General features: G+C 64.6%; 18 protein-coding genes. 12 read left to right on the top strand and 6 right to left on the bottom strand.

The window, feature by feature from the left end:
- The first annotated feature begins 88 nt into the window (after positions 1 to 88).
- From C6A82_RS04990 to C6A82_RS05000, 3 genes are all read left to right on the top strand, one after another.
- A complete protein-coding gene (locus C6A82_RS04990) occupies positions 89 to 1,075 on the top strand; it encodes a hypothetical protein (RefSeq protein ID WP_105344083.1) in 987 nt (328 codons plus the stop codon).
- A gap of 45 nt (positions 1,076 to 1,120) precedes the next feature.
- The gene (locus C6A82_RS04995; RefSeq protein ID WP_105344085.1) at positions 1,121 to 2,143 is read left to right on the top strand and encodes a hypothetical protein; all 1,023 of its coding nucleotides are present in this window, start codon (positions 1,121 to 1,123) and stop codon (positions 2,141 to 2,143) included.
- Between the two features lie 119 nt (positions 2,144 to 2,262).
- Positions 2,263 to 3,180: a hypothetical protein gene (locus C6A82_RS05000; protein WP_311101694.1), complete on the top strand. Its 918-nt coding sequence runs from the start codon at positions 2,263 to 2,265 to the stop codon at positions 3,178 to 3,180.
- Between the two features lie 75 nt (positions 3,181 to 3,255).
- Here C6A82_RS05000 and C6A82_RS05005 read toward each other — a convergent pair whose 3' ends face one another.
- The gene (locus tag C6A82_RS05005) at positions 3,256 to 4,260 is read right to left on the bottom strand and encodes an alcohol dehydrogenase (protein ID WP_199193693.1); all 1,005 of its coding nucleotides are present in this window, start codon (positions 4,258 to 4,260) and stop codon (positions 3,256 to 3,258) included.
- Positions 4,261 to 4,595: 335 nt separating this feature from the next.
- On the opposite strand from C6A82_RS05005, the gene C6A82_RS05010 reads away from it, so the two are divergent.
- The 4 genes from C6A82_RS05010 to C6A82_RS05025 all read left to right on the top strand — a co-directional run bounded on the left by C6A82_RS05010 (position 4,596) and on the right by C6A82_RS05025 (position 8,695).
- Entirely contained in the window at positions 4,596 to 5,423 is an 828-nt protein-coding gene (locus tag C6A82_RS05010) for a cutinase family protein (RefSeq protein ID WP_233216869.1), read from the top strand.
- A 68-nt stretch (positions 5,424 to 5,491) separates the two neighbouring features.
- Positions 5,492 to 6,334 (top strand): SHOCT domain-containing protein, encoded by an 843-nt coding sequence (locus C6A82_RS05015; protein WP_105344092.1) that lies wholly within the window; start codon positions 5,492 to 5,494, stop codon positions 6,332 to 6,334.
- Positions 6,335 to 6,470: 136 nt separating this feature from the next.
- Complete coding sequence (locus C6A82_RS05020) at positions 6,471 to 7,712, top strand: arginine deiminase (RefSeq protein WP_105344094.1); 1,242 nt, start codon at positions 6,471 to 6,473, stop codon at positions 7,710 to 7,712.
- 131 nt (positions 7,713 to 7,843) lie between these two features.
- Positions 7,844 to 8,695 (top strand): mycofactocin-coupled SDR family oxidoreductase, encoded by an 852-nt coding sequence (locus tag C6A82_RS05025; protein WP_105344096.1) that lies wholly within the window; start codon positions 7,844 to 7,846, stop codon positions 8,693 to 8,695.
- Positions 8,696 to 8,701: 6 nt separating this feature from the next.
- Here the strand turns inward: C6A82_RS05025 and rocD are convergent, their stop codons facing one another.
- A complete protein-coding gene (gene rocD / locus C6A82_RS05030; RefSeq protein ID WP_311101695.1) occupies positions 8,702 to 9,952 on the bottom strand; it encodes an ornithine--oxo-acid transaminase in 1,251 nt (416 codons plus the stop codon).
- Positions 9,925 to 10,818, bottom strand: coding sequence for a dimethylargininase (ddaH, locus tag C6A82_RS05035; RefSeq protein ID WP_105341722.1), 894 nt, complete (start codon positions 10,816 to 10,818; stop codon positions 9,925 to 9,927). Before ddaH ends, rocD begins: the two co-directional genes overlap by 28 nt.
- Before the next feature lie 114 nt (positions 10,819 to 10,932).
- On the opposite strand from ddaH, the gene C6A82_RS05040 reads away from it, so the two are divergent.
- Together C6A82_RS05040 and C6A82_RS05045 are read left to right on the top strand one after the other, a co-directional pair.
- A complete protein-coding gene (locus C6A82_RS05040; RefSeq protein WP_105341723.1) occupies positions 10,933 to 11,379 on the top strand; it encodes an Lrp/AsnC family transcriptional regulator in 447 nt (148 codons plus the stop codon).
- Positions 11,380 to 11,394: 15 nt separating this feature from the next.
- Positions 11,395 to 12,615, top strand: a complete 1,221-nt coding sequence (locus C6A82_RS05045; RefSeq protein ID WP_396836780.1) for an NAD(P)/FAD-dependent oxidoreductase — start codon at positions 11,395 to 11,397, stop codon at positions 12,613 to 12,615.
- 54 nt (positions 12,616 to 12,669) lie between these two features.
- On the opposite strand, the gene C6A82_RS05050 is transcribed toward C6A82_RS05045, so the two are convergent.
- From C6A82_RS05050 to mftR, 3 genes are all read right to left on the bottom strand, one after another.
- Complete coding sequence (locus C6A82_RS05050; RefSeq protein WP_233216717.1) at positions 12,670 to 13,977, bottom strand: VOC family protein; 1,308 nt, start codon at positions 13,975 to 13,977, stop codon at positions 12,670 to 12,672.
- Positions 13,974 to 14,498: a sigma-70 family RNA polymerase sigma factor gene (locus C6A82_RS05055; protein ID WP_311101696.1), complete on the bottom strand. Its 525-nt coding sequence runs from the start codon at positions 14,496 to 14,498 to the stop codon at positions 13,974 to 13,976. The genes C6A82_RS05050 and C6A82_RS05055 overlap by 4 nt, the downstream gene beginning before the upstream one ends.
- A gap of 64 nt (positions 14,499 to 14,562) precedes the next feature.
- Positions 14,563 to 15,162, bottom strand: a complete 600-nt coding sequence (gene mftR / locus C6A82_RS05060; RefSeq protein WP_105346247.1) for a mycofactocin system transcriptional regulator — start codon at positions 15,160 to 15,162, stop codon at positions 14,563 to 14,565.
- Between the two features lie 92 nt (positions 15,163 to 15,254).
- Between mftR and mftA the strand changes: the two genes are divergently transcribed.
- From mftA to mftC, 3 genes are read left to right on the top strand one after another with little or no spacing between them, the layout of a single operon-like run.
- A complete protein-coding gene (mftA, locus tag C6A82_RS05065; RefSeq protein ID WP_105346212.1) occupies positions 15,255 to 15,350 on the top strand; it encodes a mycofactocin precursor MftA in 96 nt (31 codons plus the stop codon).
- A 2-nt stretch (positions 15,351 to 15,352) separates the two neighbouring features.
- A complete protein-coding gene (gene mftB, locus C6A82_RS05070) occupies positions 15,353 to 15,628 on the top strand; it encodes a mycofactocin biosynthesis chaperone MftB (protein ID WP_105346213.1) in 276 nt (91 codons plus the stop codon).
- Entirely contained in the window at positions 15,625 to 16,833 is a 1,209-nt protein-coding gene (gene mftC, locus C6A82_RS05075) for a mycofactocin radical SAM maturase (protein ID WP_105346215.1), read from the top strand. The genes mftB and mftC overlap by 4 nt, the downstream gene beginning before the upstream one ends.
- Positions 16,834 to 16,835 lie beyond the last annotated feature (2 nt).

Below are 16,835 nucleotides of genomic sequence, written 5' to 3' on the forward strand. Positions count from 1 at the left end.
TCGGTAGCCGATCACACCGATCTTATTCAACGCCAACACATCTGACATCTAGCGGGACAAGTCAATATAGAAAAAGGAGCTCAAGAAAATGGGTAAGCATCGTCAAGCACGCGTCGCGAAGCTGAATCGCGCACTGGCGATCGGCGCCGTGGCGGGGGCAACAGCAATCGGGTTCGGTGCCCTTTCGTCTGTGAATGCGCCTGAGGCACACGCCGACTGGTGGGCGCTGATTGCGGGACCGGGCAGCGGCAACGCCAGTGGCAACGAGGGCGTCGGTTACGGAAACGCCAACGGCAACCTGAACGACAACAACCTGTTCATCGGGGGCCAGAACGGCAACGGCAACACGACCCAGACGACGTGGGGTTCTGGCAACAACATGAACACCCAGACGAACCTGTTCAGCCCGGTCACCGGCGGCTCGGCCACCAACACCGGCAATGTGACAGCCACCGGCGGCGACAGCACCGCGACGTCGACGCACACGGTCACTGGCAACGGCAACTTGACGGGAAATGTGCTGGGCCAGAACACGTCCACGTCGACTTCCGGAAACCTCGGTGGCGCGTTGGCCAACGGGGGAAGCAACACGAATAGCAACAGCCAGACGCAGACCGCGAACCCCACTAACACCGCAAACGGAACTGCCGACAGCAGCACTAACGGTAGCTGCAACGCCGGGCTTGGCTGCGACAACGGAGGCGGAACCGCCACAGGCACCGGAGGAGACCAGTCCAATTCGAACCTCAACACGGCAGACAACACTCAAACAACGGGCAATACCGAAACGACCGCGACCAACCAGCAGATCTCAGGTGCCAATTCCAGTGCCAATAACAATTCGAACACACTCAACCAGACCGGTGGCAACTACACCGTGAGTGGGTCCGCCACCAGCGGCACCGGCGGTTCGGCCAACGGAAGCATCAGCAACTCGAACACGGTCGGCGGCAACATTTCCCACAACACGTCGAACACGAACACGTCGTCGGGCAACGGCAACAACAGCACAAACAGCACCGGCAGTGGCAGCGACAGCACCAACCACAACGGCGGTGGCAACACCAACAACTGACCAGCTCCAAATCCGGAAACCCATCAACAGAGGAGTTCAGACAAAATGGGTACTCATCGCAACTCGCACAGCGCGAAGTTGAATCGCACGATCGTCTTCAGTGTCGCCGCCGGCGCAACAGCCATCGGGTTGGGTGCGTTGTCCGCCATGACCGCGCCTATTGCACAAGCCGATTGGTTCGGCGGGGCGAGCGGGCTCGGCAGCGGCAACGTCAGCGGCAACGACCTTTTGGACGACAACGGCAACGGCAACGGCAACGACAACTACAATAACAACAACCAGTTCATGGGTGGCGTACACGGCAACGGCAACGTGAACCAAACCACGTGGGCCTCGGGCAACACCATCAACAACCAGTTGGGCGTGGGGTTCCTCAACCCAGTGGGCGGCGGCATCGCGATCAACGCGGGCGCGACGGCCTCAATCGGCGGCTTCAGCACGGCGATCTCCGCACCGGTGACCGCCCTCAACGGCACCAACATCGGCGGGACACTGGCGCTCAACGCGGCAACCTCGGCGTCCGCCAATCTCGGTGCGGCGGTGGGTCTGGGTCTGGGCGGCTCGAACGTCGGCCTCCAGGCGCCGGTGGCAGCGCCCATCAATGCGGGCGCCGCCGTAGCGCTGAGCGTGGATGTCATGGTCCAATGCGCAGCCCTCGGTGTCTGTCTCAACGGAGGTGGAAGTGCCAACGCCACTACTGGCGCCCAAACCAACACCGGCCCGCTGAACGTTGCTTCGCAGACCCAGAGCCAGGGGACCGTTACTGTGACCGCAACGAACTCACAGGTGTCGAGCTCAGCGGCGAACTCCAACGGCAACATCACGCAGACGAACCAGGTCGCAGGCAACACCACCGTCAGCGCCGGCGCGGCGAGCGGCACTGCGGGTAGCGCCAACACCAAGGTCAGCACGACGGCGACAGCCGGCGGCAACGTTGCGCAGAGCCCGTCGTCGAGCAACACGCAGTCGGGCAGCGGCAGGAACAGTGCCAACACCAGCGGCAACAACACCGACACCAACAACACCAACGGCGGCGGCAACACCACCAACCGCAACAACGGCGACTGACGGCCCTCGAAACCACAATCCAAAGGACAAAGGAGCTTAAGAAAATGGGTACTCATCGCAAGTCAGCGAAGCGCAATCGCACGGTCGCCGTCGGTGCTGTCGCTATCGGGTTCGGTGCGTTGGCCGCCATCACGGCGCCCGCCGCACAGGCCGATTGGTTCGGGTTGCTGAACGGCCCGCTCGGCGGGAATGGCAGCGGTAACGGCACGTTGTCCGGCAACGGCAACGACAACGGCAACGGCAACTACAACAGCAACATCCAGTATCTGGGCGGAGTGCACGGCAACGGCAACACCACCCAGTCGACCTGGGCCTCAGGGAACAGCATCAACAACCAGCTGACCCTGGGGGTTTTCAACCCGGTGATCGGCGGCATCTCGGCCAACCTGGGCGCGACAGCGGGCGTGGGCGGCTTCAGCACCGCGATCGCGCTGCCGGTCACCGTGGGCAACGGCAGCAATGTGGGATTGACGGCCGGCCTCAACCCGGCGACCTCGATCTCCGCCAACGTGGGTGCAGGGGCGGCGCTGGGTGTCGGCGGTTTCAATATCGGCGTCCAGACACCGATAGCGGCTCCAGTCAATATCGGCCTCGCTGGAGCGGTATCGGCAGCTATCTGCGGCCTTTGTGACGCGGTTATCGATGTCGACAATGGCGACGGCGATGCAACTGCTACAACGGGAACTCAAACCAACGGGACGCTCAATCAAGTGGGCCAGCAGCAAACAACGGGCGCGACTAACGTCGGTGCGGCCAATACCCAGACGTCGAGCTCGGCCGCGAACTCCATCGGCAACATCACGCAAACCAACCAACAATCCGGTAATACCACGGTGACAGCCGGTGCCACGAGCGGCACCGCGGGTTCAGCCAACGCTCGCACCACGACGAACGGCGTTGCTGGCCAGAACGTCGCTCAGAGCCCGTCGAGGACGAACGACTCGATGGACGCCGGCACCAACAGCACCAACCATGTCGGCAACGACGGCAGCAACAACAACAACAACGATGGCGGGAACACCACCAACGACAACTAACCGGTTAGAAGGACGGAACGGCGCTCACCCCCCACCGGGTGAGCGCCGTTTCTTATTGTGCTCTTCAATAGTTCGCTAGTCCATGGTCAGAACCATGCGGAACCGCGCGGCCCCGCTCATCATCTTGTCGTAGGCGGCCTGCGCCTCGGACAGCGGCATCGTCTCGATCATCGGCCGGACACCGGTGAGCGTCGAAAAGCGCAGGGTGTCCTCGGAGTCCTGAGATGTCCCGGAGGCGTGGCCCTGAACCGACGTCGACCCAGGAATGATGGCGACCGGTGGCACCTGGATCGCCTCTGGCGAAACACCGACGACGACGAGCTGTCCACGCGCCTTGAGGCCGCCGAGGGTAGGTGACATGGCGTTTGGTGCGGTGATCGTGGCGAGGACGACCGTTGCGCCGCCCAGTCTTTTCAGCTCCGCCGCGACGTCACACGCCTTGGAGTCGAGATAATGATGTGCGCCAAGCCCTTTCGCCAGGGGCTCCTTATCGGTACCCCGCGCGATAGCGACGACTTCCATGCCCATCTTGGCGGCGAACTGAATGCCGAGGTGCCCAAGGCCGCCGACCCCGAGGATGGCGACCAGATCGCCGGGCCGTGCGACGGATTCGCGCAGCGCGTTGAAGGTCGTGATGCCCGCGCACAGCAGTGGCCCCGCTTCGACGTCGGGCAGATCATCCGGGATCCTGGCGACGGCCTCGGCGGGCGCGATCATGTACTCCGCGTAGCCGCCGTCGTATGCGATCCCGGGCACCTGCCCGTTGTCGCACGAGATGAAATCACCTCTGCGGCAGGGCTCACAGGTGAAATCGCAGCCGCCGAACCAACCCACACCGACGCGATCTCCGGCGTTCCAAACGGTGACACCTTCACCGACGCGGTCGACAACGCCGGCCACTTCGTGACCGGGAGCCCGCGGGAACGAGTTGCCCATCGCGCCCATCACCGTCATCGAGTCGGAATGGCAGACGCCGCAGGCGTGCACCTTGACGCGGACTTGTCCAGGGCCCGGCTGGGGAATTTCGACGTCGACTATTTCGAATTTCTCATTCGCCGCAGGGACGCGGACGATCCTCATCGTTGGCACGCCGGGGACATTACTCGCTGGTGCGGGACGTGTGATCGTCGTCAACCACACCCCGGCGGGCAGAAGCGCGGCAGCCCGTGCACCGAGGATTACGTTGATCTCGCGGCCCTTCAGACAAGCGGTATTCGCGACGGTGCCGGCGACGACGAGAACGCTGTAGAGCGTATTGCGGAACAGCGACGTGTCGACCAACGGCCACGACGCGCTAACCTCGTACCCGCTGCCCGGATTCTTGATGCTTTTGTAACGCGTGAGACCTATGTGGCGATAAACAGCGCGTATATCGTCTTTGTGCAGGTCGGGTTGGGGGTTTTATGTTTCGTCGGATGAATGTTGCGGCGTGTGCGGTCGCTGTGGCTGGAAGTGCTCTGGTCGGATTCGCGTCCGGTACCGCAAACGCGGCGCCCGGATGTCCCGACGTGCACTGGATGGGTGCCGCCGGGTCAGGAGAGCGCACCCCATACGAGGTCGGCCAGAACGAAGGCATGGGCGCGATCGTCTACCAGTCGTACCAAGCTCTCTCTTCGCAGCTGGCGCAAGAGGGCCGCACCATTACGGCTGAGGCCGTCAACTATCCGGCCGAGGATGTGCCCGACGACGCCGGCGTCGGCGACTGGCTCGAATATATGGGCAGCGTGGACGCGGGAACGGCCGCGCTGGGCGCGCAATACGCAGACTTCACAGCCCGCTGCCCCGAGTCCAAGGTGGTGCTCGCCGGCTACTCGCAAGGGGCGATGGTCGTGCACCGGAACCTGGTGACCATCGGTGCCAATCCGAACATGGCCGCCGCGCTTCTGATCGCCGACGGGGACCGACACCCGGATGACACCACGGTGAACATCGGCACGGCTTCGACGGATCCGGAGAAGACCGGCGGCGCCGCGCAGGACTGGCCGATCCTCGCGCATGCCCCCGCGATTCTGCCCGCGAACATCGGCGTCCGGACGATCAGCGTCTGCGACGCAGGCGACGCGGTCTGTGACTACGATCCGGAAGTGGAAGAAGCATCGCCGGCGGCGGTCGCCATTCACACCAGCTACACCACCGCCGACAGCGACGGGCAGTTGTGGACCTTCATGGTCAAGCAACTGCTGGGGTCGTCGTCAGAGACGCCCGCCCCGCAGGCGCCAGAGGGTGCTACGAGCCTGTCCTAACTCGGCGTCAAGGACGTCTTTTGGCGTTAATCTGACACGCAAACCGCGTCAAGCGAGGAGCGTGGCAGATGGTGTGGCGTTACATCAAAGCTCAGTTGATGGTGCTGCTGTGCGGCGGTCTCGTTGGTCCGATCTTTCTGGCCGTGTATTTCGCCACCGGCCAGGATTCACTGCTGAAGTGGATGTTCTACGTCGGCCTGCTCGTGACGGCCGCCGACGTCCTGATCGCGTTGGCCATCGCCAACTTCGGTGCGAAGTCGGCGGCCAAGACGCAGGCGCTCGAACAGAGCGGCGTGCTCGCACTGGCGCAGATCACGGGTATGGGCGAGACGGGTACCCGCATCAATGATCAACCCGTGGTGAAGCTGCAACTTCATATAGAAGGACCCGGTTTCGCGCCGTTCAGCGCACAGGACCGCGTCATCGCCAGCGTCACGAGGTTGGGCAATCTGACCTCTCGCAAGCTGGTCACACTGGTCAACCCAGCGACCCAGGAATTTCAAATCGACTGGGAGCGTAGCGCATTGATCAACGGGCTGGTACCGGCGACCTTCACCGTCGCCGAGGACAACAGGACCTACGACCTCAGCGGTCAGACCGGCGCGCTGATGGAGATCCTGCAGATCCTCAAGGCAAACGGCATCGGCATGAACAACATGATCGATCTGCGGTCCAACCCGGTCGCGCGTCAACAGGTTCAATCCGTCGTCCGGCGTGCCGCAGCGCAGCAGGCACCCGCCGGACACGCCTCGGCCCAAGCCGCGGGCACGCCGCCGCAGCAGTATCCGTCGATGCCGACGGAGCCGTCGACCTCACAGCGGCTGCAGGAACTGGAGACCCTGCGCGCGACCGGAGCCATTTCCGAGGAGGAGTACACCGCCAAGCGGGCGCAGATTCTTTCCGATCTGTAATTCGCCGGTTACGTGTCTTCACGCCCGCCGAGGCCGCGCTCTTCGGGGTGATCGTCCTCCGGCGCGGTCCTGGGTGTGGTGTTCTTGGCAACAGGGCGATCGAGGTCTAGTGGCACACGGCCCGAGAGGAACTCAGGTGACGAATCCGTCCGCCGAGTACGGCGTTCACTCCGAGGTCGGCAAGCTGCGCAAGGTACTGGTGTGCTCGCCGGGCCTGGCGCATGAACGGCTCACTCCGACCAACTGCGACGACCTGCTGTTCGACGATGTCCTGTGGGTGCAGAAATCGCGCCGCGACCATTTCGACTTCATGGACAAGATGCGCGATCGGGGCGTGGAAGTCGTTGAGCTACACGACGTGCTGACCGAAACGATGGAGATCGACAACGCGAAGGCGTGGCTGCTGGATCGCAAGATCGTCGCCAACGAGGTCGGTCTAGGGTTGGTCGACGACACCCGAGGATTCCTGGACTCGTTGCAGCCGCGTCGCCTCGCCGAACTGTTGATCGGCGGCATGTCGACGCGTGACCTGCCTGCAGGCATTCAGTCCGGCTATCGGACCCTTGCTCGCGAAGACACCGGGGTCACCGAATACCTGATGCCCCCGTTGCCGAACACGCTCTACACCCGCGACACCACCTGCTGGATCTACGGCGGCCTCACTTTCAACCCGCTGTTCTGGCCGGCGCGACACGACGAAACGTTGTTGATGAAGGCCATCTATGAGTTCCACCCCGACTACGTCGGATCGACGGTGTGGTGGGGTGACCCTGAGAAGTCGTGGGGGCTAGCCACTTTGGAGGGTGGCGATGTATTGATACCCGGCAACGGGGTGGTGCTGATCGGCATGAGTGAACGATCCTCGCGTCAGGCCATCACCCAGGTTGCGGCGGAGCTGTTCGCGCGGGGCGCTGCGGAGAAGGTGATCGTCGCCGGTATGCCGAAGTTGCGGGCGGCGATGCATCTGGACACCGTGTTCACCTTCGCCGATCGTGATGTCGTCACGATCTATCCCGAGATCGTCGACAGCATCGCACCGTTCACGCTGGTGCCGGGTGACAACGGCATCGGCCTCGACGTCATAGACGAGACCAAGCCGTTCGTCGAGGTGGTTGCGGCTGCGATGGGACTCCCGCAGCTACGAGTGGTCGAAACCGGTGGCACGAAGTACGACTATGAGCGTCAGCAGTGGGACAGCGGCAACAACCTCGTCGCCATCGAGCCGGGCGTGGTGGTCGCCTATGACCGCAACACGCACACGAACTCGCTGCTACGCAAGTCCGGGATAGAAGTCATCACCATCGTCGGCGCCGAGCTCGGCCGCGGCAGGGGCGGCGGTCACTGCATGACCTGCCCGCTGATCCGCGACCCGGTCTAGAACACGTTCTATTTCTGCTGTTAACCTGATCCGCGAGCGTGGCGCAGTTGCAGGTCAGACGCGGCATGTCGGTGCGCAGACTCCCGCTGCACGCGGGGACCCAGCACGCTCGCGGGAGAAGGGCAGGCCAGATGGCTAGCGACAAACCGCTCGAAGGTCGAGTGGCGTTCATAACCGGGGCCGCACGCGGCCAGGGCCGGGCCCACGCGATCCGGTTGGCCGACGACGGCGCCGACATCCTCGCGATCGACGTCTGCCGCCCTGTCTCCGACACCATCACCTACCCTTTGGGCAGCTCGGAGGAACTGGCCGAGACGGTGCGGGCCGTGGAGGCCACCGGCCGCAAGGTGCTCGCCCGCGAGGTCGACATCCGCGACCTGGCTGCGCTGCAGAAGGTGGTGGCCGACGGCATCGAGCAGTTCGGCCGGTTGGACATCGTGGTGGCCAATGCGGGCGTGTTGAGCTGGGGTCGCATGCATGAGATGTCCGAAGAGCAGTGGGACACCGTCATCGACATCAACCTGAACGGCAGCTGGCGCACGATCCGCGCGGCCGCCCCGGCGATGATCGAAGCGGGCAACGGCGGCTCCATCGTCATCGTCAGCTCATCGGCCGGTCTGAAGGCGACGCCTGGGAACGGACACTATTCGGCCTCCAAGCACGGGCTCGTCGCGCTGACCAATGCGTTGGCGATCGAGTTGGGGGAGTTCGGTATTCGCGTCAACTCCATTCATCCGTACTCGATCGAGACGCCGATGGTGGAGAAGGAAGCGATGATGGAGCTCTTCGCCAAGTTCCCGCAGTACGTGCACAGTTTCTCGCCGATGCCCTACCGCCCGGTGAACCATCAGGGCAAGAGGGGCCTGCAGGAATTCATGATGCCCGAAGAGGTTTCCGACGTGGTCGCGTGGCTGGCGAGTGACGGGTCGGCGACGATCTCGGGTAGCCAGATCGCCGTCGACCGCGGCACCGCGAAGTACTGAGGCCGGCTAGCGAGCCTCCGCCAGCACCTCGGCGAAACGATCGATGGCCCAGTCGATCTCATCTGCGGTGATCACCAGAGGTGGCGCCAACCGAAGGGTCGAACCGTGGGTGTCCTTGACGAGCACACCGCGCTCGGCGAGCCTCATGCTGATCAGCTTCCCTGTGCCGAGCGACGGGTCGATGTCGACGCCCGCCCACAAGCCCATCCCGCGCACACCCAGAACACCGTTGCCGGTCAGCCCGCGCAGGCGGGAGTGCAACCGTTGTCCGAGTTCGGCTGAGCGGGCCTGGAATTCGCCGCGCCGCAGGATCTCCACGACCGTGGTGCCGATCGCCGCTGCCAGTGGGTTGCCGCCGAACGTCGAGCCGTGCTCGCCCGGGTGCAGCACCGAGAGGATGTCGCGATTCGCGACGACCGCGGACACCGGCACCACGCCACCGCCGAGCGCCTTGCCGAGCAGATACATGTCGGGCACGACGCCCCAGTGGTCACACGCGAACGTCCGTCCGGTGCGGGCGAGACCGGACTGGATCTCGTCGGCGATCATCAGCACATTGCGATCAGTGCATACGGCTCGCACCCGCGGAAGGTAGTCGTCGGGTGGAACGATGATGCCTGCCTCACCCTGTATGGGTTCGATGAGCACGGCGACGGTGTCGTCGTCGATCGCGGCGGCCAGGGCTCCGGCGTCGCCGAACGGCACCTTACGGAAGCCGGGCGTGTAGGGACCGAAGCCGCGGCGTGCGGTGTCGTCATCGGAGAAGCTGATGATCGTCGTCGTGCGGCCGTGGAAGTTGTTCTGCGCCACCACGATGTTGCTCTGGCCTGCCGGTACACCCTTGACGTCGGTGCCCCACTTGCGGGCCACTTTGATACCGCTTTCGACCGCCTCGGCGCCACTGTTCATCGGCAGCACCGTGTCCTTGCCGCAGAGCTCGGCGAGTGCCTGGCAGAACGGCCCGAGGCGGTCGGAGTGGAACGCGCGGCTGACGAGCGTCACGGTGTCGATTTGGGCATGGGCGGTGGCGACGATCTCCGGGTTGCGGTGCCCGAAGTTCACCGCCGAGTATGCGGCCAGGCAGTCCAGGTAACGCCGGCCTTCGATGTCGGTGATCCAGGCGCCCTCGGCGCTGGCCGCGACCACAGGCAACGGCGAGTAGTTGTGCGCCGCGTATCGGTCATCGACGGCTATCGCATCGGTCGTTCGCGTCACAGCGTCAAGGATGGTCACGAGTACACCTCCAGCGTGCAGCATTTGATGGAACCGCCGCCCTTCAACAGCTCCGACAGATCGACACCGATCGATATGAATCCGGCATCCGAGAGTTGCCCGGCGAAACCGGTGGCGGCAGCCGGGTGGACGACGTGCAAGCCGTCGGAGACGGCGTTGAGTCCGAGCACGAAGGCGTCGGCGGTGGCTACCTCGATGGCATCGGGAAAGAGTTCGAGCAACCGCCTGCGCGACTCGTTGCTGAAGGCCGGTGGGTAGTAGGCGATGGTGGTGTCGTCGAGCACCGCCAGGGCGGTGTCGAGGTGGTAGAAGCGTGGGTCGACGAGTTCAAGGCTGGCCAGGGGCATGCCGACCGCGGCGGCGACTTCGGCGTGCGCGCGGGAGTCGGTGCGAAAACCGTAACCCGCCAACACGATCGAGCCTGCGACGAGTAGATCGCCCTGGCCCTCGTTGACGTAACGAGTCTCGACGGGATCGAAGCCGTGCCGGATCATCCATTCGGCGTAGGCGGCGGCCTCGCCGGCGCGTTCGGGGTAGGCGAAGTTGGCCACGACGGCCTTGCCGTTGACGAGCAGGCCGCCGTTGGCGGCATAGACCATGTCGGGTAGTCCGGCGACGGGTTCGACCTCTTCGACGGTGTGGCCCATCTCTTTGTACGTCTGCCGCAGGTTCTCCCACTGGTTCATCACAAGATGGGTGTCCACCGGGGTCGAGGTGTCCATCCACGGGTTGATCGCGTACTCGACGGCGAAGAAGGTCGGCGGAGTCATGGCGTAGTGGCGGGTACGGGCGGATCGCTGCTCACGTGTCTGATCGGCGCTGACGCGCCTGCGTGTTGCGGCGATGTCGGATACCGGAGCCGTCTCGGCGGCGACATCAGAAATCGTCATGATCAGAACGATATTGGGTGCTGATTTTGCAATCAATCGTCGTCCATTGCGTATATACCAGCGATCTGTTGTGCAAAAATAGAACCTGTAGCTGTTTATTGCGTGGAGGTGAGTGTGGATCGGTTGGACGAGACCGACGAGCGGATTCTGGCCGAGCTGGCCCAGGATGCGAGGGCGACCTATGCCGATATCGGCCTGCGGGTGAACCTGTCCGCTCCTGCGGTCAAGCGTCGCGTCGACCGCATGCTCGACAGCGGCGTGATCCGCGGTTTCACCACGGTCATCGACCGAAACGCGTTGGGCTGGAACACCGAGGCCTACGTGCAAGTATTCCGGCACGGCACTGTCGCTCCTGACGAGCTACGGAAGGCGTGGGTGGACATCCCCGAAGTGGTCAGCGCCGCCACCGTCACGGGCACTGCCGACGCCATCCTGCATGTGCTGGCCCGTGATATGCGGCATCTGGAAGAAGCGCTGGAGCGGATCCGCTCGGCCGCCGACGTCGAACGCAGCGAAAGCATCGTGGTGCTGACGAACATCATCGACCGGGTGCGGAGCTGAGCCTTCAACTGCAGGGTGGCGCACATAAGCTCGAGGCCATCGTGTAGAAAACCCCACGTGGGCACATCCGCGGGCATCGTCATCGTCGGAGGCGGGCTGGCCGCCGCCAGGACCGCCGAACAATTGCGCCGGTCGGAGTACGGGGGTGCCGTCACGATCGTCAGCGATGAGGGCCATCTGCCTTACGACCGGCCGCCCCTGTCGAAGGAAGTGCTGCGCGCCGAGATGGACGACGTCACTCTCAAGCCCGCGGAGTTCTACGAGGAGAACGACATCACCGTGCGCCTCGGCAACGGCGTCCGCTCGGTGGACCCCGCCGCGCAGACGGTGACGCTGGCCGACGGCAGCGAGCTCGCCTACGACGAGCTGGTCATCGCGACCGGACTCGTGCCGAGGACCATCCCGTCCTTCCCGGATCTGGAAGGCATTCGGGTGCTGCGCTCACTCGACGAGAGCATCGCTCTTCGCGAACATGCGGGCTCGGCCAGCCGGGCAGTCGTTGTCGGCGCCGGATTCATCGGCTGCGAGGTTGCGGCGAGCCTGCGTGGTATGGGTGTGAATGTCGTTCTGGTGGAACCGCAGCCGACGCCGCTTGCGTCGGTCCTCGGCGAGCGGATCGGCGCCTTGGTCACCCGCCTGCACGAGGCCGAAGGCGTCGACGTGCGCTGCGGGGTCGGAGTGAACGAGGTGCGCGGCACCGACCGCGTGGAGAAGGTGGTGCTGTCGGACGGCACCGAGTTCGACGCTGACCTGGTCGTTGTCGGGATCGGTTCGAAGCCGGCCGTCGACTGGTTGGAGGGCAGCGGTATCGAGCTGGACAACGGCGTGGTCTGCGACGATGTCGGCCGCACCGCGACCCCTCACGTGTGGGCGATCGGCGACGTCGCATCGTGGCGACACCCAGTGGGTCATCAAGTGCGCGTTGAGCATTGGAGTAATGTCGCCGACCAGGCGCGCGTCCTGGTGCCTGCGATGCTGGGCAGGGCGATCCCGGCGACGGTCTCGGTGCCCTATTTCTGGAGCGACCAGTACGACGTCAAGATCCAATGCCTCGGGGAACCGCAGGCCGACGACACCGTGCACGTCGTCGAGGACGACGGTAGGAAGTTCCTGGCGTTCTACGAACGTGACGGCGTTGTCGCCGGGGTGGTCGGCGGCGGGATGCCCGGCAAGGTCATGAAGGTGCGGACCAAGATCGCAAACGGCGCCCCGATCGCCGACGTGCTCCCTTCCTAGCGGTTTCGGCGCGGTGATCGACGCTCAGAGTCGATCAGCGCGCCGAAATCGCAACTAGACCTCGCCTAGGTAGAAGCGGCTGCCCTGATCGTCGGTGCACAGCGCCGACTTGCCGTAGGCCTGCTGAGACGGCTCGTTGATGACGGTGCCCCCTGCCTCACGAACCCGGGCCACCGCGGCGTCGATGTCGTCGACGGTCCACATGGGCACGGTCACGTGTTGCGCGCTGCCGCCCGCGACACCGGCCATGGGGTGCGTCTGCTGCACCTGCCAGCCGTCGTCGATCCGGCCCGGCTCGAAGGTCCAGAACAGCACCCGGCTGTAGAACGCCTTGAACGCCGCCGAGTCGGGCACTTGGTAGGTGATGTACGAAAGCTCGCCTGCGCCAGACCCATTGAGCGCGGGACGCGGCTGTCCCGGGTTCGGCTGGAAGACACCGAACGAGGCACCTTGGGAATCGGTGGCACCGCTCAGCGTGCCGAAGTCGAATCGCTCCAGCTCGTCGACTGTCCCGCCGCCGTCGACGATCGCCTGCCGTGCGCCGCCGAGGTCGGTCACGGCATAGCAGCAGAACAGCGTCGGCGGGCCGTCCACCGAGTACAGCCCGATGCGTTCGGTGGTGTTGGTCACCTGGTGGGTTTCCGGGTCGTAATTCCAGCCGAGCACGTGGCCGTAGAAGGCGGCCGCGCGATCGGCGTCGGGCGTCCACACCGAGACGTAGCCGACGTCGCCGTGCTGAATTTGGATCGGCGCACCGGTGACGGGTCCGGTGAGCATCCAGCGATGCCCGAACGGGTCGATGATCGTCGCATTGCGTGAGCCGTAGTTCTCGTATGGTTCGCGCTGCACGACGGCATTGCGCTCCCGTGCCCGCTCGAGGGTCGCGTCGGTGTCGCTCACGTGCAGCATGAGGCTTACCGAACTTGCCTGCGGGTCGGGCGCTTTCAAGCCGAGCTCGGGATACTCATCGGCAAGGTAGAGCACGCCGTCGCCGATCTGCAGCTCGGCGTGGCCGACGCGGCCGTCATCCATCTCATACATCTCGCCGACCAGTGAAGCGCCGAACGTGTCGGTGTACCAGGCGATCGCTTCGCGCGCATCGGCGACGGACAGATAGGGCAGCGCGGCGGGCCGCGGGACCTCGTGTTCGGTTGTGGGTTGGTTGAGTTCTGCCAGGGCGGTGTCGGTGCCGCTCATATCGACTTCTCCTGTTCGATTCGGAAGGGAAAGCGCCGATTCCAGGCGAGCGCGCAGTCGTTGCGCGAACGCCCGGTCGGGCTGGACCGGAAGGTCGTCGCCGTGCAGCACGGTCAGCGGATCGTGGCTGTTGTACCTGCTGCTCCTCGCGTCCGCGTCGTTCACGACATCCCTCCTTCCGGTACCGGGTAGTGCGATCTGAAGGCACGGCGGGCCCGCACCAGAAGAGCTTCTGTCGCGTGCACGGTCCGGCCGATCAGCTCGGCGCATTCACCCACGCTGCAGTCGTCCATGTAGCGCAGGGCGAGCACAGTGCGGTGCTGGTCGGGCAGTTTGGCCATCACGGCCTCGGCGACTATCCGGTCCAGCTGGGTGTCCCACTCGTCGGCCGGCTCGACCGGTTCGGGGAGTTCGGCCACCGGAACGGTGAACCGATCTGACCGCCGCCGGTAGTGGTCGGCGAGCTTGTGGCGCGCCACGCCGATGAGCCAGGGCACCGTGATCGGCGGCGGATCGGCTTTCCGTGCGGCGTCCATCACCGCAAGGAAGGTCTCCGACGTCAGGTCTTCGGCCGCTCCGCGGTCACCGCAGCGTCGGACGAAATATCCGTACACCGTCGGCAGTGCCTCGTCGTACAGCGCCAGCAGCGCCCGCGGAGCGTCACCCGGCTCTGGTTCGGCGCTCACACCCTTATCGTCGCGTCGAACGGACATTCTCCGACGCCCCAATCGAAAAATTCTTCGACGGGTCTCAGCTCAGCGCGGCGAGACCCGCGCTCACCGTGTCGAAGGCGTCGTCAAGTGCCTGCCCGAGAGACACCGACTCGTCGGCCAGCCATTGTTCGTAGGCAGACAGCGCGACCCCGAGCACCGTCCACGCCACGGTCTGCGGCACGAGGTCGCCGGCTGCGACGCCCAGCCGTCTCGCCACGAACGCCGCGACCACGTCGCGCCAGCCGGCGTACATGGTCATCGAATACGCCTGCAGTTCGGCCGTCTGCAGGATGACCCGCATTCGTTGCCGGTGCCTGGCCGTCTCGGCAGCGTCAAAAGTGTTGAACGCCAACAACGCCGTTCGCAACGCATCGCCGATCGGCACACGGGGATCGAGCTCGGCGAGTTGAACACGCATGCGCTCGAGGTGTGCGTCGAAGTCGCCCCAGGGCAGTGCGCTCTTGGACGGGTAGTAGCGGAAGAGCGTGCGACGCGCGATGCCCGCCGCGTGCGCGACGTCATCGACGCTCACCTCGTCGAAGCCTCGCGCCACGAAGAGATCAATGGCGACATTGCTCAGGTGATCGGTGGTCGTGGAGCGACGCCGACCCACGCGATGCTCGGAGTTCGATCGCATGACCACCCTGCTCTTCCATTCTGGCACTCGATGCCATATTCTTGCGATCTCGATCACATTTGTCGAGACCCGGTTACAGAAAGGCGTGAAGCATGGAGCCGCAGCAGCAGGAGAACAACGAGGCCGAGCTCGTCACCGAGACGCTGGTCGAAGAGGTCTCGATCGACGGGATGTGCGGGGTCTACTGACCATGACGTTCGACCCGAACGCCAGTTGGCGGCTGCACCACCAGGTGGCGGTGCGGCCTGAGCCGTTCGGCGCGCTGCTGTATCACTTCGGCACGCGCAAGCTGTCGTTCCTGAAAAACCGGACCATCGTCGAGGTGATCAACTCGCTGGGCGATCACCCCGACGTCAGGTCTGCCTGTCGCGCGGCCGGCGTCGACGACGCGCAGCAGGGTCCGTATCTGCATGCCCTCGGTGTGCTGGCCGAGTCGAAGATGCTCGTAACGGGAGAGAACACATGACCTCAGTTCAGCCTGTGCCACGGCTGGTCGAGCAGTTCGAGCATGGCCTCGACGCGCCGATCTGCCTGACCTGGGAGCTGACCTACGCGTGCAATCTTGCGTGCGTGCACTGTCTGTCGTCGTCGGGTAAGCGTGATCCGCGGGAGCTGTCCACCCAGCAGTGCAAGGACATCATCGACGAACTCGAGCGCATGCAGGTGTTCTATGTGAACATCGGCGGCGGCGAGCCCACTGTGCGGCCGGACTTCTGGGAGCTCGTCGACTACGCCACCGCACATCGTGTCGGGGTGAAGTTCTCGACCAACGGCGTGCGCATCACCAGCGAGGTCGCGGCCAAGCTCGCCGCCAGCGACTACGTCGATGTGCAGATATCGCTCGACGGCGCCACCGCCGAGGTCAACGACGCCGTGCGCGGCGAAGGCTCGTTCGCGATGGCGATCCGAGCATTGGAGAATCTCGCCGACGCCGGTTTCAAGGACGCCAAGATCTCAGTGGTCGTGACGCGCCACAACGTCGATCAACTTGACGAATTCGCTGCTCTGGCAGCGCGTTACGGGGCAACTCTGCGCATCACGCGGCTCAGGCCTTCCGGCCGTGGTGCAGACGTCTGGGACGAATTGCATCCGACCCCGCAACAGCAGGTTCAGCTCTACGACTGGCTGGTCGAGCGTGGCGACCGTGTGCTCACCGGTGACTCCTTCTTCCACCTGTCCGGGCTTGGTGCGCCTGGCGCACTCGCCGGGCTCAACCTGTGCGGCGCCGGTCGCGTGGTCTGCCTCATCGACCCTGTCGGCGACGTATACGCCTGCCCGTTCGCCATCCACGACCGGTTCCTGGCTGGAAACATCCTGTCCGACGGCGGCTTTGACAGTGTCTGGAAGAACGCGCCGCTGTTCCGCGAGCTGCGGGAGCCGCAGTCGGCCGGCGCCTGCGGGAGCTGTGGACATTACGACAGCTGCCGCGGCGGTTGCATGGCCGCAAAGTTCTTCACCGGCCTTCCGCTCGACGGCCCCGACCCCGAATGCGTTGAGGGTTGGGGAGTTCCGGCACTCGAAAAAGAGCGGGTCAAGCCGAAGCCCAGTGGCGACCATTCCCGAGGAACCAAGCAGGGGCCGATTCCGCTGGTTCTGACGACCAAACCACGCCGGCTGAATGTCGCCGCCGGAGCGGCTCCGTCCCGCCTGTGTAACGAAAGTCCGGTCTGAGT

It is taken from the genome of Mycobacterium sp. ITM-2016-00318 (assembly GCF_002968285.2).
Classification (GTDB): Bacteria; Actinomycetota; Actinomycetes; order Mycobacteriales; family Mycobacteriaceae; genus Mycobacterium.